This is a genomic window from Streptacidiphilus sp. MAP12-33 (genome assembly GCF_041261265.1).
GTDB lineage: Bacteria > Actinomycetota > Actinomycetes > Streptomycetales > Streptomycetaceae > Streptacidiphilus.
Genome location: NZ_JBGCCA010000032.1, coordinates 87,665 through 102,217 on the forward strand (window position 1 = coordinate 87,665; position 14,553 = coordinate 102,217).

The 14,553-nt window shown below is 72.0% G+C and carries 14 protein-coding genes; 6 read left to right on the forward strand and 8 right to left on the reverse strand.

Translation table 11 applies throughout. The features are described 5' to 3' along the window. The first annotated feature begins 15 nt into the window (after positions 1–15). The 4 genes from ABH931_RS28270 (at position 16) to ABH931_RS28285 (ending at position 4,873) form a co-directional block, all read left to right on the forward strand. A complete protein-coding gene (locus ABH931_RS28270; protein WP_370119125.1) occupies positions 16–1,434 on the forward strand; it encodes an aldehyde dehydrogenase family protein in 1,419 nt (472 codons plus the stop codon). Positions 1,435–1,625: 191 nt separating this feature from the next. Next, a complete protein-coding gene (locus ABH931_RS28275; RefSeq protein ID WP_370119127.1) occupies positions 1,626–2,711 on the forward strand; it encodes a Zn-dependent alcohol dehydrogenase in 1,086 nt (361 codons plus the stop codon). 90 nt (positions 2,712–2,801) lie between these two features. Then, positions 2,802–4,415 carry a peptide chain release factor 3 gene (locus ABH931_RS28280; RefSeq protein WP_370119129.1) on the forward strand — a complete coding sequence of 538 codons (1,614 nt, stop codon included), beginning with the start codon at positions 2,802–2,804 and terminating at the stop codon, positions 4,413–4,415. A gap of 59 nt (positions 4,416–4,474) precedes the next feature. Beyond that, a complete protein-coding gene (locus ABH931_RS28285) occupies positions 4,475–4,873 on the forward strand; it encodes a DUF4440 domain-containing protein (protein WP_370119132.1) in 399 nt (132 codons plus the stop codon). Positions 4,874–4,987: 114 nt separating this feature from the next. Here the strand turns inward: ABH931_RS28285 and ABH931_RS28290 are convergent, their stop codons facing one another. Continuing rightward, the gene (locus ABH931_RS28290; RefSeq protein WP_370119135.1) at positions 4,988–5,359 is read right to left on the reverse strand and encodes an ArsC/Spx/MgsR family protein; all 372 of its coding nucleotides are present in this window, start codon (positions 5,357–5,359) and stop codon (positions 4,988–4,990) included. Positions 5,360–5,458: 99 nt separating this feature from the next. Here ABH931_RS28290 and ABH931_RS28295 point away from each other — a divergent pair, with 99 nt between their 5' ends. Further along, positions 5,459–5,764: a putative quinol monooxygenase gene (locus tag ABH931_RS28295; RefSeq protein WP_370119138.1), complete on the forward strand. Its 306-nt coding sequence runs from the start codon at positions 5,459–5,461 to the stop codon at positions 5,762–5,764. Between the two features lie 110 nt (positions 5,765–5,874). Here ABH931_RS28295 and ABH931_RS28300 read toward each other — a convergent pair whose 3' ends face one another. The 5 genes from ABH931_RS28300 to ABH931_RS28320 form a co-directional block, all read right to left on the reverse strand. Beyond that, positions 5,875–8,487 carry a bifunctional lysylphosphatidylglycerol flippase/synthetase MprF gene (locus ABH931_RS28300; RefSeq protein WP_370119140.1) on the reverse strand — a complete coding sequence of 871 codons (2,613 nt, stop codon included), beginning with the start codon at positions 8,485–8,487 and terminating at the stop codon, positions 5,875–5,877. Beyond that, positions 8,484–9,818 carry an alpha/beta hydrolase gene (locus tag ABH931_RS28305; protein ID WP_370119143.1) on the reverse strand — a complete coding sequence of 445 codons (1,335 nt, stop codon included), beginning with the start codon at positions 9,816–9,818 and terminating at the stop codon, positions 8,484–8,486. The genes ABH931_RS28300 and ABH931_RS28305 overlap by 4 nt, the downstream gene beginning before the upstream one ends. Positions 9,819–9,944: 126 nt before the next feature. Continuing rightward, a complete protein-coding gene (locus tag ABH931_RS28310; protein ID WP_370119146.1) occupies positions 9,945–10,463 on the reverse strand; it encodes a histidine phosphatase family protein in 519 nt (172 codons plus the stop codon). Between the two features lie 40 nt (positions 10,464–10,503). Then, positions 10,504–10,626 carry an SGM_5486 family transporter-associated protein gene (locus ABH931_RS28315; protein ID WP_269083961.1) on the reverse strand — a complete coding sequence of 41 codons (123 nt, stop codon included), beginning with the start codon at positions 10,624–10,626 and terminating at the stop codon, positions 10,504–10,506. Between the two features lie 17 nt (positions 10,627–10,643). Next, the gene (locus ABH931_RS28320; RefSeq protein ID WP_370119149.1) at positions 10,644–11,906 is read right to left on the reverse strand and encodes an MFS transporter; all 1,263 of its coding nucleotides are present in this window, start codon (positions 11,904–11,906) and stop codon (positions 10,644–10,646) included. A gap of 103 nt (positions 11,907–12,009) precedes the next feature. Between ABH931_RS28320 and ABH931_RS28325 the strand changes: the two genes are divergently transcribed. Then, on the forward strand, positions 12,010–12,675 hold the full coding sequence (locus ABH931_RS28325) for a FadR/GntR family transcriptional regulator (RefSeq protein ID WP_370119151.1): 666 nt from the start codon (positions 12,010–12,012) through the stop codon (positions 12,673–12,675). Between the two features lie 231 nt (positions 12,676–12,906). On the opposite strand, the gene fabI is transcribed toward ABH931_RS28325, so the two are convergent. Next, entirely contained in the window at positions 12,907–13,677 is a 771-nt protein-coding gene (fabI, locus tag ABH931_RS28330) for an enoyl-ACP reductase FabI (RefSeq protein ID WP_370119154.1), read from the reverse strand. Between the two features lie 5 nt (positions 13,678–13,682). Next, positions 13,683–14,387 (reverse strand): 3-oxoacyl-[acyl-carrier-protein] reductase, encoded by a 705-nt coding sequence (gene fabG, locus ABH931_RS28335; RefSeq protein WP_370119157.1) that lies wholly within the window; start codon positions 14,385–14,387, stop codon positions 13,683–13,685. Between the last annotated feature and the right edge of the window lie 166 nt (positions 14,388–14,553).

Genomic DNA, 14,553 nt, shown 5'->3' on the forward strand with positions numbered 1-14,553 from the left:
GCCCGGAGGACCAAGGTGGAGACCTACACCGACCAGTACATCGACGGCAGCTGGCGGCCCTCGCTCGGCGAGGGGACGATCACCGTCCTCAACCCCGCCACCGAGGAGGCCCTCGCCGCCGTCGCCGCGGGCGACGCCGCCGACGTGGACGCCGCCGTCGCCGCCGCCCGCGCCGCACAGCGCGCGTGGGGCGCCACCAGCAAGGAGACCCGGCTGGGCTTCCTGACCGCGGTCCGCGACGGCCTGGCCGCCCACCAGGAGGAGATCGCCGCCACCGTCACCGCCGAGCTCGGCGCGCCGATCGGCTTCTCCACCGCGGTGCACGCCGGGCTGCCGCTCGCGGTGGCGGCGAGCTACGTCGAGCTGCTGGCCGGGTTCGAGTTCACCGAGCGGATCGGCAACTCCACCGTCTACCGCGAGCCCGCCGGCGTCGTCGGCGCGATCACGCCGTGGAACTACCCGCTGCACCAGATCGTCGCCAAGGTCGTCCCGGCCCTGGCCGCGGGCTGCACGGTCGTGCTGAAGCCCGCCGAGGACACCCCGCTGGTGGCGCGCCTGTTCGCCCGGATCGTCGACGAGGCCGGCCTGCCGGCCGGCGTCTTCAACCTGGTCACCGGCCTCGGCACGGTCGCGGGCGCGGCGCTGGCCGCCCACCCGGACGTCGAGCTGGTCTCCTTCACCGGCTCCACGGCGGTGGGCCGCGCGATCGCCGAGCAGGCCGGGCGCGGCATCAAGCGCGTGGCGCTGGAGCTGGGCGGCAAGTCCGCCAACGTCGTCCTCCCCGGCGCGGACCTGGGCCGCGCGGTCAACGTCAACGTCGGCAACGTCTTCGCCAACTCCGGCCAGACCTGCAGCGCGTGGACGCGCCTGCTGGTCCACCAGGACCAGTACGAGGAGGCCGTCGCGATCGCCGCGAAGGCCGCCGCCAAGTACGTCCCGGGCGACCCGGCCGCCCCCGAGACCCGCCTCGGCCCCGTCGTCAACGCCAAGCAGCGGGACCGCGTGCGCGGCTACATCCAGGCCGGCATCGACGCGGGCGCGCGGGTCGTGGCGGGCGGCGCGGACGCGCCGGAGGGCGCGGAGCGCGGCTTCTTCGTCCGCCCGACGGTGCTGGCCGACGTGACGCCGGAGATGACGGTGGCGCAGGAGGAGATCTTCGGCCCGGTCCTGTGCATCCTCGCCTACCGCGACGAGGACCACGCGGTGGAGCTGGCCAACGGCACCGACTACGGCCTGGCCGGCGGCGTCTGGGCGGCGGACGAGGAGTCGGCGGTGGCGTTCGCCCGCCGCATGGACACCGGCCAGGTGGACATCAACGGCGGCCGCTTCAATCCGCTGGCTCCTTTCGGCGGGTACAAGGGCTCCGGCATCGGCCGCGAACTCGGCCGCCACGGCCTGGAGGAGTTCCTGCGGACGAAGTCGCTGCAGTTCTGAACTTTGACACCCAGGGGACGTTGCAACACCCAGGGGCGCGGGGAACTGCGCGACAAGCCACCCTGGGTGGTGGGTCCCCGCACGCGCAGGGCCATCCGCACACCGGTGGTGTCTCGCGCCCACGCGGCGGAGCCGCAAACCAGTACAGCCCCGCGCCCCTGAGGGTCCCCTCCGTAGAAAGGCTTCTGCTCGTGACAACGGTCCGCGCCGCCCTGCTCTCCTCCGTGGGCGCAGCCCTGGAGCTCACCGAGATCACCCTGCCCGACCCCGGCCCCGGACAGGTCCGGGTCAAGCTCGCCGCGGCGGGCGTGTGCCACTCGGACCTGTCGCTCGCCACCGGCGTGCTCCGCGCCGCGACGCCGGTCGTCCTCGGCCACGAGGGCGCGGGCACGGTCGTGGCCGTGGGCGAGGGGGTGACCAAGGTCGCCCCCGGCGACCCGGTCGTGCTGAACTGGGCTCCCGCCTGCGGGCACTGCCACCTGTGCGAGCTCGGCGAGCCGTGGCTGTGCGAGAACTCCTACGCCGCCTCCGTCGAGACGTACGCCGCGCTCGCCGACGGCACCGGCGTGTACCCGGGTCTCGGGGTCGCCGCGTTCGCCGAGGAGACGGTCGTCTCCGAGAACGCGGTGATCCCCGTCCCCCACGGCGTCCCGCTGGACGCCGCCGCGCTGCTCGGCTGCGCGGTGCTGACCGGCTACGGCGCCGTCCACAACGCCGCGCGGGTGCGCGAGGGCGAGTCGGCCGTCGTCTTCGGCCTCGGCGGTGTCGGCCTCGCCGTCCTCCAGGGGCTGCGGATCGCGGGCGCGGGGCCGATCGTCGCGGTGGACGTGACGCCGGAGAAGGAGGAGCTGGCGCGCCGCCACGGGGCGACGGAGTTCGTCGTCGCGGACGAGAACACGGCCAAGACCGTCCGCAAGCTGAGCGGCGGGCACGGCACCGACCACGCCTTCGAGTGCGTGGGCCGCTCGGCCACCATCCGCGCCGCCTGGAACTCCACCCGTCGCGGCGGCCGCACCACGGTCGTCGGTATCGGCTCCAAGGACGACCAGGTCGCCTTCAACGCGCTGGAGATCTTCCACTTCGCCCGCACGCTGACGGCCTGCGTCTACGGCGACGGCGTCCCGGACCGCGACGTCCCGCTCCTCGCCGAGCACGTCCGCGCCGGCCGTCTGGACCTGGAGTCGCTGATCACGGACCGGATCACCCTCGACGAGATCCCGGCCGCCTTCGACCGCATGCGCGAGGGCAAGGGCGGCCGCTCGCTGATCGTCTTCTAGGTCGACCCGCCGGGCCCGGTAGAGTGGTGCGGTTGCCCGTAACGAACGCCGCACCACGAAGACGACCGCGCGAAGGACCTGAGGAACGACGTGAGCACCGACTCCCCCGCCACCGCTGCCCAGGTTCTGCAGGAAGCCTCGCGGCGCCGCACCTTCGCCGTCATCTCGCACCCCGACGCCGGTAAGTCGACGCTGACCGAGGCGCTCGCCCTGCACGCGCAGGCGATCACCTCGGCCGGTGCCGTGCACGGCAAGGGCGGCCGCAAGGGCGTCACCTCGGACTGGATGGAGCTGGAGAAGGACCGAGGCATCTCGGTCACCTCCGCCGCCCTTCAGTTCGGGCACCGCGACCACGTGATGAACCTGGTCGACACCCCCGGTCACGCCGACTTCTCCGAGGACACCTACCGTGTCCTCTCCGCCGTCGACTGCGCGATCATGCTCGTGGACGCGGCCAAGGGTCTGGAGGAGCAGACCCGCAAGCTGTTCTCCGTCTGCCGCCACCGCGGCGTGCCGGTGATCACGTTCATCAACAAGTGGGACCGCCGGGGTCGCGAGGCCCTGGAGCTGCTGGACGACATCCAGAACATCCTGGAGATCACGCCCGTCCCGCAGGTCTGGCCGGTCGGCAACGCGGGCAACTTCCGCGGCCTGGTCGAGGCCGCCGACACCGAGCAGTTCCTGAAGTACACCCGCGTCCCCGGCGGCACCCACGAGGCCGAGGAGGAGGCGATGGACGCCGCCTCCGCCGAGGCCGTCGAGGGCGAGCTGTGGCCGACCGCGCTGGAGGAGCTGGAGCTCGCGCTCGACTCCGGGCCGGGCTGGGACCCGCAGGCGTTCCGCGAGGGCAAGATCACCCCGGTGTTCTTCGGCTCCGCGCTCACCAACATCGGTGTCCGGCTGCTGCTGGACGCCGTCGTGGACCTCGCCCCCGCCCCCGACGCGCGCGAGATGGCCAACGGCGACCACCGCCCGGTCGCGGAGGAGTTCGCCGGCATCGTCTTCAAGATCCAGGCCAACATGGACCCGGCCCACCGCGACCGCATCGCGTTCATCCGCGTCTGCTCCGGCGTCTTCGAGCGCGGCATGAACGTCACCCGCGCCGCCTCCGGCCGCTCACTGGCGACCAAGTACGCCCACACCGTCTTCGGCGCCGAGCGCACCGTCGCGGACATCTGCTACCCCGGCGACGTGGTCGGCCTGATCAACGCGACCGCGCTGCGCGTCGGCGACACCCTGTACGTCGGCAAGAAGGCCGAGTTCCCGCCGCTGCCCGCGTTCGCGCCCGAGCACTTCGCCGTGGCGCGGCCCAAGGACATCAGCCGCAGCAAGCAGTTCCGCAAGGGCATCTCGCAGCTGGACGAGGAAGGCGTCGTCCAGGTGCTGACCTCGGACCGCCGAGGCGACCAGGCGCCGGTGCTCGCCGCTGTCGGTCCGATGCAGTTCGACGTCGTGCTGCACCGCATGGAGCACGAGTTCTCCTCGCCGATCGTGCTGGAGCGGCTGCCCTACTCGCTCGCCCGCGTCACCGACGCGGCCGGCGCGGAGGTGCTGAACAAGTCCCGCCTGGTCACCGGCGAGCCGCTGACCCGTCGCAGCGACAACGCGATCCTCGCCCTGTTCGGCGACAAGTGGCAGCTCAACAGCTTCGTCCGGGGCAACGCGGGCGTGAAGCTGGAGACGCTGATCGCCACCGCCGACTGATCACGGGTCCCGGTCTTCCACGACCCCACCGGGAACAGTGCAATGGTACCGTCGGGGCCATGTCCAGGACCGAGATCGACGCCGTGACCGCCGAGTTCTTCGGCGCCTTCGACAACCGGGGCGGCAAGGCCCCCGACGTTGCGCGCCTGCGGCGGCTGATGCTGCCGCAGGCGCTCGTCACCGTCACCCGGCCCCGGCTCACGGTGCTCGGCGTCGAGGAGTTCCTCGCCCCACGCGAACTCCTGCTCACCGGGGGCCGGTTGATGGAGTTCTCCGAGTGGGAGACCGCCGAGCGCACCGAGGTCACCGGCGACATCGCCTCGCGGTTCCTGGAGTACCGCAAGGCCGGCGTCCTCGACGGCGAGACCTACGAGGGCACCGGCACCAAGCACATCCAGTTCGTCCGCACCGAGGACGGCTGGCGGATCGCCGCCGTCGCCTGGTTCGACCACCAGTAGCGCTCCGCCGGACCCGGCCGAGAAACCCCTGGTCGTCCGGCGAGGGGTCGAGCTCGCCGGAGCAGGTCGACCCGCGCGCCACGCAGCGCGTCGCCGTCCTGCCCCGCCCGCCGGTCAGCTCTTCGGCAGCACCTTGGCGAGCTCCTCCTCGCTGCGGCCGACCACGGTGGTGCCGTCGTCGGCGGTGATGATCGGACGCTGGATCAGCACCGGATGCTCCGCCAGCGCCGCCACCCACCGCTCCCGCCCGGCCGCGTCCCGCGGCCAGGCCTCGCGGTCCTTCATCCCGAGCTCCTTGGCCACCGCCTCGTCGGTCCGGGTGATGTCCCACGGCTCCAGCCCCAGCCGCTCCAGCACCGCCTCCAGCTCGGCGGCACTCGGCGGCTCCTCCAGGTAGCGGCGCACCGTGTACTCCGCCCCCACGGCGTCGAGCTCGCCGAGGGCGACGCGGCACTTCGAGCAGCGGGGATTGATCCAGATCTCCATGCCCGCCAGCCTACGCGCGCCCCTGAAGGGGCCGGGAACAGGGCGGGGGCGGGGGTGGTTGGCGTGAGCGGAAGCGTACGCAGCGAAGAGGAGCAGCCGATGTCCGTCGTCGTCACCGCCGTGGTCCACCCGAATCCCGGGAAGCTGGAGGAGGCGCTCGCCGCCTATGCGAAGTACATCGAGGCCGTGCACGCCGAACCCGGGTGCGAGCTGTACGCACTGCACACGGACGGCAGCTCCATCGTGGTGATCGAGAAGTGGGCCACGCGCGCCGATCTCGACGCGCACGCGGCGGGCGCGGTGCTGGCGGAGCTCGGGCCGGTGCTGGACGCGCTGCGGGAGCGGCCCGCCGACGTGACCGTGCTGGAGGCGCGGCCCGCCGGAGGCGGCAAGGGAGCGCTGTAGTCAGCGAGCGGGGGCGGTGACGCCGCCGTCAGCCCGACCGCGCCTGGCTGCGCGTACTGGACCAGCCCGAGTTCGTCACACCGGGCCGGTGAGCCGCGACGAAGCCGGACCTACGACGAGGTGAACTGGCGGCTGAGGCGGACCATCTGCGCCGGGGTCGTGTGCGGCAGGTACGCCTTGCCGATCGCGGTGCCGATGGCCGCCAGCTGGGCCGGGTCCGGATAGGCCATGTAGAGCGGGTGGTACTCGGGCTGGAACTTGGCCTTGAAGTTCAGCAGCGAACGGAAGCCGTACACCGGCTCCAGCGCCTTGCCCGCGATGTCCAGCACCCGCTGCAACGGCACCGCCTGCTCGCCGCGGTCGATCCGGGCCAGCGGCGCGCCCGACAGGCTCAGGAACTCCGCGCCCTCCTCCTTGAACTGCAAGGCCGCCGTGGCGATCAGGAACTCCATCACCCCGCGGAACCCCTCCCCGCTGCGGCGCATGAAGTCCAGCGTCCAGCCGACCGGGCGGCCGTCGCGGTAGCAGGGCAGCCAGCTGGTGATCCCGTGCAGGGTGCCCTCCTCGTCCGTCGCGACCAGGATCCGCACCCGCTGGTCGTCCAGCTCGTCCAGGCCGCCGAGGGTGAAGCCCATCTCCGGCAGACCCTTGTCCGCCACCCACTCCTCCGACAGCGCCCGCACCTGCTCCTGCACCGACAGCGGCGCGGTCGGCCAGGTGTACCAGTGGCCGCTGATGCCGGCCTTGCCGGCCTTGTTCAGCGCGGTGCGCACGTCCTGCCACTTCTTGCCGGTGAACTCCAGGTCCGGCAGTCGCAGCAGGGTGTCCTCGGCGACCTGCACCGCCGACCAGCCGAGCGCGTCGGACCGGTCCTTGGTCTCGCCGGTGACGCTGTAGAAGCAGGGCGACCACCCCTGCTCGTCGCAGAAGGTGCTGAACCCCTGGACCGCCGCGCGGCGGGCGTCCGGCTCGCCGTAAGGGTCGCCCATCGTCAGCGCGATGGAGCCGATGACCCGGTAGGCGACCGCCGCACGGCCGTCCCCGCTGATCCAGTACTCGTTGCCGGGCCAGGTGGTCATGTAGGAGAGCGGCGAGCCGCCGTTCGCCAGCAGCAGCGCCTCCGCCTCGGCCGCGTGGTCCTCCTTGCGGCGGGCTCCGGAGCGCCAGAAGGCGACGAACAGGCCGCCGAGCACGACCAGCCAGAAGATCGGCCCGGCCAGCTCGTACAGCGCCTTCGCCCAGCCGCCGACCGGCAGGAAGGCGTAGGCCGCGCCGGTGCCGAAGAGGATGAGGTAGCTGTCGGGCAGCAGGCGCTTGGGGTAGTCGGTGACCATCTGGTGGAAGGTCGGCACCGGGCTGAACTGGTCGCGGGCGTCGTAACCGAACTTGATGTAGGCCGCGCCGACGATCACGAACGCCAGGACGGTGATGGTCCAGAAGGTCAGCGCGGTCCCCTTCTCCGCCCGCAGCCCGAAGTGATGGCGGGTCAGGACGAGGATGACCAGCACGGCGACGGGAACGACGAGCAGACCCATGGTGTACACGGTGACCGCGGTGCGCGTGGTCGGGTCCGAGGCGAGGGCGCCGCGGTAGTAGAAGTAGTAGCGCAGCGTCGCGGCGAACAGGCAGACCTCGAAGATGATCGCGGCCCACCAGGCCATCCGGCGCCCGCGCGCGAGGCCGAGCGCGACCACGGCCAGGATCAGCAGCGGCACGAAGAGCGTCACCACCGCCACGCTGTTGTTGAGCAGGTAGTCCGCGCGGATCGAGGTGCAGGCCCGGGTCCCCGCGCCCGCTCCGGCGCAGGCGTCGGCGACCTCGCCCGCCGCAAGGTTGGACGGAATGAAGAGTTCCTCGTAGATGGCCAGCGGGCCGCCCTGCGAGCCGGTCAGCCAGCTGATGCCCGGCCCGAGCGCCGAGGTGGCCGCGAGCAGCGCGACCAGCACCCGGGTCTCCGCGTAGGAGGAGGGCAGCAGCCGCACGTCACGCAACGAGCGCCGGCGCGCGATCAGCAGCGCGCCGCCGACCAGCCCCACGAAGACCGCGCCCGCTCGCATGATGTCGAGCACCTCACCGGCGTAGAACAGGAACAGCACCGTCATGGTGAGCAGCAGCAGCCGGGTCCGGCGGCGCCACAGGGCGGTCAGGCCCGCGCTCAGGACCACTCCGACGCCGGTGAGTCCGACGCTGGCACCGACCGAGAGGCCCTCGGCGTACTTCAGGTGCAGGTCGGCCACCGACACCTGCAGCCACACGTCCCCCGCCACCGCGCCCACCTCGATCGCGGCGATGCCCAGCAACGCGCCGATCACCTGCGAGGCCAGGAAGAACGCCCCCGCCCTGACCGCGCCCAGCCGCCGCTCCGCCGGGAGCAGCGTGACCAGGGCCAGCAGCGTGGTGACGATGTAGGGCGTCAGGCCCGAGGCCCACAGGCCGTAGCTGAACAGCGTCCACCACTTGCCCTGGGTGATGGTGGAGGTGCCGACGCCGACGTGGCGCAGCAGTGAGTCGGACGGGCCGTGCACGATGCTGCCGGTCAGCAGGCCGATCAGCCAGAAGGCGACCAGGAAGGTGACCGTCAGCGGCGCCTTCGCGAGCAGCCGCGGGACGACGGCGGTGGCGGCGAGCCAGCGGGTGAGGTTCTCCCCGATCCGGCGCAGCCGGCCTGCCTGGGCGGCGGCCGGGCCCTCGGTGGCGGTGGTGGTCTGCGCGGAGGAGGTCATGAGATCAGTCCGTCCTGCTTGGCGATCCAGGGCATCTCGCGGTCGAGACCGGTCTTCCACACGTCCCAGTCGTGGCCGCCGGGTACCTGCACGAAGGACACGTTCATCCCGGCCGCCTGGCACGCGGCGAAGACCTTCTGCTGCTGCGGGCCGTAGGTTCCGTCGTTCGTGCCGGCGAGCAGCACCCCGGCGGTGTCGGGGAACTTCTTGTGCGCCATCACGCTGAGCGGGTTGACCGCGTCGAACGCCGCCTCGTTGCCGCCGAACGCGACGTCGACGGTCTTGCTGTGGCTGCCGAGTGTCGGCTCGTCCTGGCCGGACATGTCGAGGAACGAGCCGTAGACGTCCGGCGCGTTGACGGCGAGCTGGAGCGAGCAGGTGCCGCCGAAGGAGAGACCGGCGATGGTCCACGCCTTGCGGCCGGAGCCGACCTGGAGGTTGTGCGAGATCCACTGCGGCACGTCCTTGGCCAGGTACGTCTGCACCTTGGCGATGTTGGAGTCCATGCACAGGGTGTTGTTGGTGAGCCCGCCGAGCGGGTCGACGACCACGACGATCGGCGCGAGGCCCTGGTGCGAGGCGGCGAAGTTGTTCATCGTCGTCTCCAGCTGCCCGGCGCCGACCCAGTCCTCGGGGCTGCCCGGCTCGCCCGGCATCAGCACGACGACCGGCAGCAGCGGCCGCTGCTTGGCCTTGTAGGCGGGCGGCAGCCAGATGATCGCGTCGCGGGCGTTGAAGCCGGAGGTGGTCCCGGGGATCTTCGCGGTGGCCAGCGCCCCCTTGTCCGGGAGTCCGGCCGGCTTGTGCCAGACCTCGGCGACGGTCTTCCCGGCGGGGACGGTCAGCACCGGCTCCTTGTCGCCGATGGCGAGCTCGGGCGGCGGGGTCTGCCAGGGCCCCGGCAGCGTGTCGAGCGTCGGGTACTGCTGGAACTCCTTGTTGACCTGGTTGCCGGCGAAGGCCACGGCGAGCACGCAGGCGACGACGGCGAGGGCGCGCCCGCGCCAGCGCAGGAACGGCAGCCGGAAGAGGAAGAGCACGACCGCGAGCACGCAGACGCCGATCCAGACGGCCGAGGTGGTCGGCAGCCCGTCCGGGAACGGCTGCCACCAGTCGTCGACCCAGACGGTGATCAGCCAGGCCAGGCCCGCGGAGAGCACCAGCACGATCGGCAGCCACCGCAGCCACCAGGTGCGCCGGCGCGCGATCAGGAGCCACAGGAGCGAGGCGAGACCGAGGATCGCGAGGAGGGTGGGGAGCCACCCGTTCAGGAGCGACCAGTCGCCCGGCCCGGCAAGCTGCACGGCCCGCTGCACGGCCCGGACGGACATGGGCGGCGCCCCCTCTCGAGATCAGTTCCCTCTGGGAGATTCCAGTGGAGAACGAGAGGAGGCGCATGTCGATCTTGGGGTGCTTGCGCCCCTTGCGGGGCGCGACTGGCCCTTACGGGTGATCTTTCACTCGGCGGGCGCGTGGAAGGCGCGCAGGTGGCCGACGCCCGGTTCCAGGGTCTTCCAGGGGCCGTCCACGTCGATGACCGCGACCGCCGCCGTGGGGAAGCCCGTGGCGCGCAGGCGGGCGAGGGTGTCGTCGTCGAACTTGCCGGAGAGGATCTCGGCCAGGCCCTGCACGCCGGGGTTGTGGCCGACCAGGAGGACCGTACGGACGTCCTCCGGCAGCTCCTGCAGGACCTCGATCAGCAGGCCCGGCGCGGCCTCGTAGAGGCGGTCGTCGTAGACGGTGCGCGGGCGCTCGGCGAGCTCGTGGGCGAAGAGCTTCCAGGTCTCGCGGGTGCGGGTGGCGGTCGAGCAGAGGGCCAGCTCGGGATGGATGTCGGCGACCGCCAACCACTGGCCGGCGGTCGCGGCGTCCTTGCGCCCCCGATCGGCGAGCGGCCGCTCGTGGTCGGGCACGGCGGGCCAGTCGGCCTTGGCATGCCGGAGGACGATGATCGTGCGGGTCGTGTCGACGCTCATGCCTGCCAGCTTCCCAGAATCAGGACGAACCGGCAGGAGCTCACCCCAGGTTGGCCCCGATCGTCGCGATGATCGCGATGACCACGAGGATGCCGCCGATCAGAGCGAACATCTGGAGCAGCTTCTTGTTGCCGCCGGTGGGGTTGGGTTCGAGAACAGGCATGGCGACGAGTCTGCCACTCACACCTCGTCCTCGATCTGCCGGGGTCGCCCGGCGCGCAGGCCGAGCACCAGCTGCACCGCCATCATCCCCGCGAGCAGGGCCAGCGGGGCGCCCCAGCCGTGCTCACGCTGGTAGAGGACGCCGATCAGGACCGGGCCGGGGACGGAGATCAGGTAGCCGACACCCTGGACGAAGGCCGAGAGCCGGGCCACGCCCTCCGAGGTGCGCGAGCGCAGGCCGATCATCGTCAGCACCAGCGGGAACGCGCAGTTGGCGACGCCCAGCAGCAGTGCCCAGGCCCACGGCGCCGCCGCGGGGGCGAACGCCAGCCCGGCGTAGGAGGCGAGGCCGCAGGCCGCGAGGGCGGCGGCGATCGGACCCTGGTGCGGCATGCGGGCCGCGAGCGGCGGGATCACGAAGGCGAGCGGCGCGCCGACCGCCATGGTGACGGCGAGGAGCACGCCGGACTCGGTCGCCGAGATGCCCGCGTCCTTGAAGATCTGCGGCAGCCAGCCCATGGTCGCGTACGCGGCGGTGGCCTGGAAGCCGAAGAAGACGCCGAGCAGCCACGCCGTGGGGCTGCGGGTGATCTTGAACTTGGCCGCAGCCCCGCGCGGGCTGCCCGCGCCGTCCCGGCCGAGGATCGCGGCCTGCGCCAGCCAGAGCGCCAGGGCGACGGCGCCCGCCAGCGCCCACACCCCGAGACCGACCCGCCAGCCGCCGCCGAGCGCGGTGGTCAGCGGCACCGCGACGGCCGCCGCCACGGAGGTGCCGAGCGCGAGCGACATCGAGTACAGGCCGGTGATCGGCCCGATCTTGTCCGGGAAGTACCGCTTGACCAGCACCGGCATCAGCACGTTCGACACCGCGATGCCTGCCAGGGCGAGCGCGCTGAGCAGCAGGAAGACCGCGCTGTTGGGCGCGAAGGAACGGGCGGCGACGCCGAGGGTGATCGCCCCCATGCCCAGGCAGACCGTCACGGCCGGGCCGAGCCGCCGCGCGAGGCGCGGCGCGGCGAAGCCGACGAGCGCGAAGCAGAGCGAGGGCAGCGCGGTCAGCATGCCGGCGACGCCCGCGTTCATGTGCAGCGTGCCGCGCACGTGGTCGAGCTGCGGACCCAGCGCGGCCACGGCGGGCCGCAGGTTGAACGCGGCGACGGCGAGCGCGAGGGCGAGCAGCCAGCGGGCGCGGACCTTCGCGGTGGGCGTGGGGGCCGCGGGGATCGGGGACTGTTCGGCGACGGCGGACGGGACGGCGGCAGTGGACGGCTCGGCAGGCATGAGGGGATCATACAATCATGGGATGAATTCGGGGGGTGGTTTCTCCGAGCCGGAGGGAGCGGGATGATGTCTGCGAAGCAGGATCGATCGGAACAGGAGTGACATGGCCCTCACCACGCCCCGGCGCGAGCCGCTGGCCGACCAGGTGATCGCGCAGCTGCGCGCCCAGATCACCTCGGGCGAGTGGCCGGTCGGCTCACGCATCCCGACCGAGGCGGAGCTCGTCGAGCGCCTCGGCGTCGCCCGCAACACGGTCCGCGAGGCGGTGCGCGCGCTCGCGCACAACGGGCTGCTCGACATCCGTCAGGGCTCCGGCACGTACGTGCTGGCCACCAGCGAGCTGGCGGGCGTCATGCACCGCCGCTTCGCGGAGGCGGAGAAGTCCGAGGTCACCGAGCTGCGGCTGGCGCTCGAGGCGGCGGCGGCCCGTCTCGCCTCGACGCGGCGGACGGCGCAGGACCTGCGGCTGCTGGAGACGGCACTGAAGCGCCGCGAGGAGGCCTGGAGCTCGGGCGACGCGGAGGCGTTCGTGCTGAACGACGCGGCGTTCCACCAGGCCGTGATGGCGGCCTCGCACAACCGCGTGCTGTCGGACCTCTACGCGGACCTGGGCGAGGTGCTGCGGGCGGAACTGCGGGACACCGTGGGACCGGTCCTGGAGGAGCACCGGTACGTCTCCCACGACGGCATCCTCGACGCGATCCGCGCGCACGACGCCGAACGCGCGGCCGCGGAGGCGGCCAACGCCCTGAACCAGTGCAGGACCTGAGCCCGGCAACACCCAGGGGCGCGGGGCTCCGACATGTGCGGCTCCGCCGCGCGGGCGCGAGCCGGTCAGCGATGCACCCGCAGAGAGGTGCACTGCCCAGGGGCGCGAGGAACCGCGCGAGCAACCACCCTGTGCGGATGGTCCTGCTCGCTGAGCGACTCACCACTCGGGTGGCTTGTCGCGCGGTTCCTCGCGCCCCTGGCGTGCCGCAACTTCAGGCGGGAGCGAAAATCACGCGCCGATGGCGTGCAGGCCGCCGTCGACGTGGATCATCTCGCCGGTGGTCTTCGGGAACCAGTCCGACAGCAGGGCGACGACGCCGCGGGCGGCCGGCTCCGGGTCGGTGACGTCCCACTCCAGCGGGCTGCGGACGTTCCAGGTGTCGGCCAGCATGTCGAAGCCCGGGATGGACTTGGCCGCCATGGACTTGATCGGACCGGCCGAGACCAGGTTGCAGCGGATGTTCTGCTTGCCCAGGTCACGCGCGAGGTAGCGCGAGGTCGCCTCCAGGGCGGCCTTCGCCGGGCCCATCCAGTCGTACTGCGGCCAGGCCACCGTCGCGTCGAAGGTGAGGCCCACGATGGAGCCGCCCTCGGCCGGCATCAGCGGGAGGCAGGCCATCGCCAGCGACTTCAGCGAGAACGCGCTGACGTGCATGGCGGTGCCGACCGACTCCCACGGGGTGTTCAGGAAGTTGCCGCCCAGGGCGTCCTGCGGGGCGAAGCCGATGGAGTGCACGACGCCGTCCAGGCCGCCGAGCTCCGCGCGCACGGCGTCCTCCACGGACGCGAGGTGCTCGGCGTTGGTGACGTCCAGCTCCAGCACCTTGGCGGGCTTCGGCAGCTTCTTGGCGATGCGCTCGGTCAGGCTCGGACGCGGGAACGCGGTCAGGATGACCTCGGCGCCCTGCTCCTGGGCCAGCTTGGCGACCTGGAAGGCGATGGAGGACTCCATCAGCACCCCGGTGACCAGGACGCGCTTTCCGTCGAGGATTCCACTCATGGTGATCAGTGACCCATTCCCAATCCGCCGTCCACGGGGATGACGGCTCCGGTGATGTATGCGGCCTCGTCCGAGGAGAGGAAGCGGACGGCCGAGGCGATCTCGGCCGTGGAGGCGTAGCGGCCCAGCGGGACCTGCGAGACGATCTCGGCGCGGCGGTCGTCGCTCAGCACCGCGGTCATGTCGGTGTCGACGAAGCCGGGGGCGACGACGTTGATCGTGATGTTGCGCGAGCCGAGCTCACGCGCCAGCGAACGGGCGAAACCGACCAGGCCGGCCTTGGAGGCGGCGTAGTTGGCCTGGCCCGCGGAACCCAGCAGGCCGACCACGGAGGAGATCAGCACGACGCGGCCCTTGCGGGCGCGCAGCATCGCCTTGCTCGCACGCTTGACCACGCGGAAGGTGCCGGTGAGGTTGGTGTCGAGGACGGAGGTGAAGTCCTCCTCCGACATGCGCAGCAGCAGCGTGTCACGGGTGATGCCCGCGTTGGCGACCAGCACCTCGACCGGGCCGTGGGCGGCCTCGATCTCCTTGAAGGCCTGATCGACCTGCTCGGAGTCGGTGATGTCGCACTTGACGCCCAGCAGCCCCTCCGGCGGTTCACCGGAACGGTAGGTGACGGCGACCTTGTCGCCCGCCTCGGCGAAGGCTCGGGCGATGGCGAGGCCGATGCCCCGGTTGCCCCCGGTGACCAGAACCGACCGGCTCACAGGCATACCTCTCTCACATGCAGCGATCTCGCGGACGTAAGCGAAACTATCCGCTGATCACGCACACGGGCGAATCGACCCTCCACAGTGCGGCGCACGGGTATCTGTCGGCTTCTGACAGTCGTCCGCCCCGATGTGCCTGTTCACGGCAGGATGCGTAGCAGCA

Coding starts and splice junctions, on each gene's coding strand:
- ABH931_RS28320 (WP_370119149.1), bottom strand. CDS start 11,906: ATGCCTGCCGAGCCGTCCACTGCCGCCGTCCCGTCCGCCGTCGCCGAA.
- fabI (WP_370119154.1), bottom strand. CDS start 13,677: ATGAGTGGAATCCTCGACGGAAAGCGCGTCCTGGTCACCGGGGTGCTG.
- ABH931_RS28290 (WP_370119135.1), bottom strand. CDS start 5,359: ATGGAGATCTGGATCAATCCCCGCTGCTCGAAGTGCCGCGTCGCCCTC.
- ABH931_RS28300 (WP_370119140.1), bottom strand. CDS start 8,487: ATGACCTCCTCCGCGCAGACCACCACCGCCACCGAGGGCCCGGCCGCC.
- ABH931_RS28310 (WP_370119146.1), bottom strand. CDS start 10,463: ATGAGCGTCGACACGACCCGCACGATCATCGTCCTCCGGCATGCCAAG.
- ABH931_RS28315 (WP_269083961.1), bottom strand. CDS start 10,626: ATGCCTGTTCTCGAACCCAACCCCACCGGCGGCAACAAGAAGCTGCTC.
- ABH931_RS28305 (WP_370119143.1), bottom strand. CDS start 9,818: ATGTCCGTCCGGGCCGTGCAGCGGGCCGTGCAGCTTGCCGGGCCGGGC.
- ABH931_RS28285 (WP_370119132.1), top strand. CDS start 4,475: ATGTCCAGGACCGAGATCGACGCCGTGACCGCCGAGTTCTTCGGCGCC.
- ABH931_RS28295 (WP_370119138.1), top strand. CDS start 5,459: ATGTCCGTCGTCGTCACCGCCGTGGTCCACCCGAATCCCGGGAAGCTG.
- ABH931_RS28325 (WP_370119151.1), top strand. CDS start 12,010: ATGGCCCTCACCACGCCCCGGCGCGAGCCGCTGGCCGACCAGGTGATC.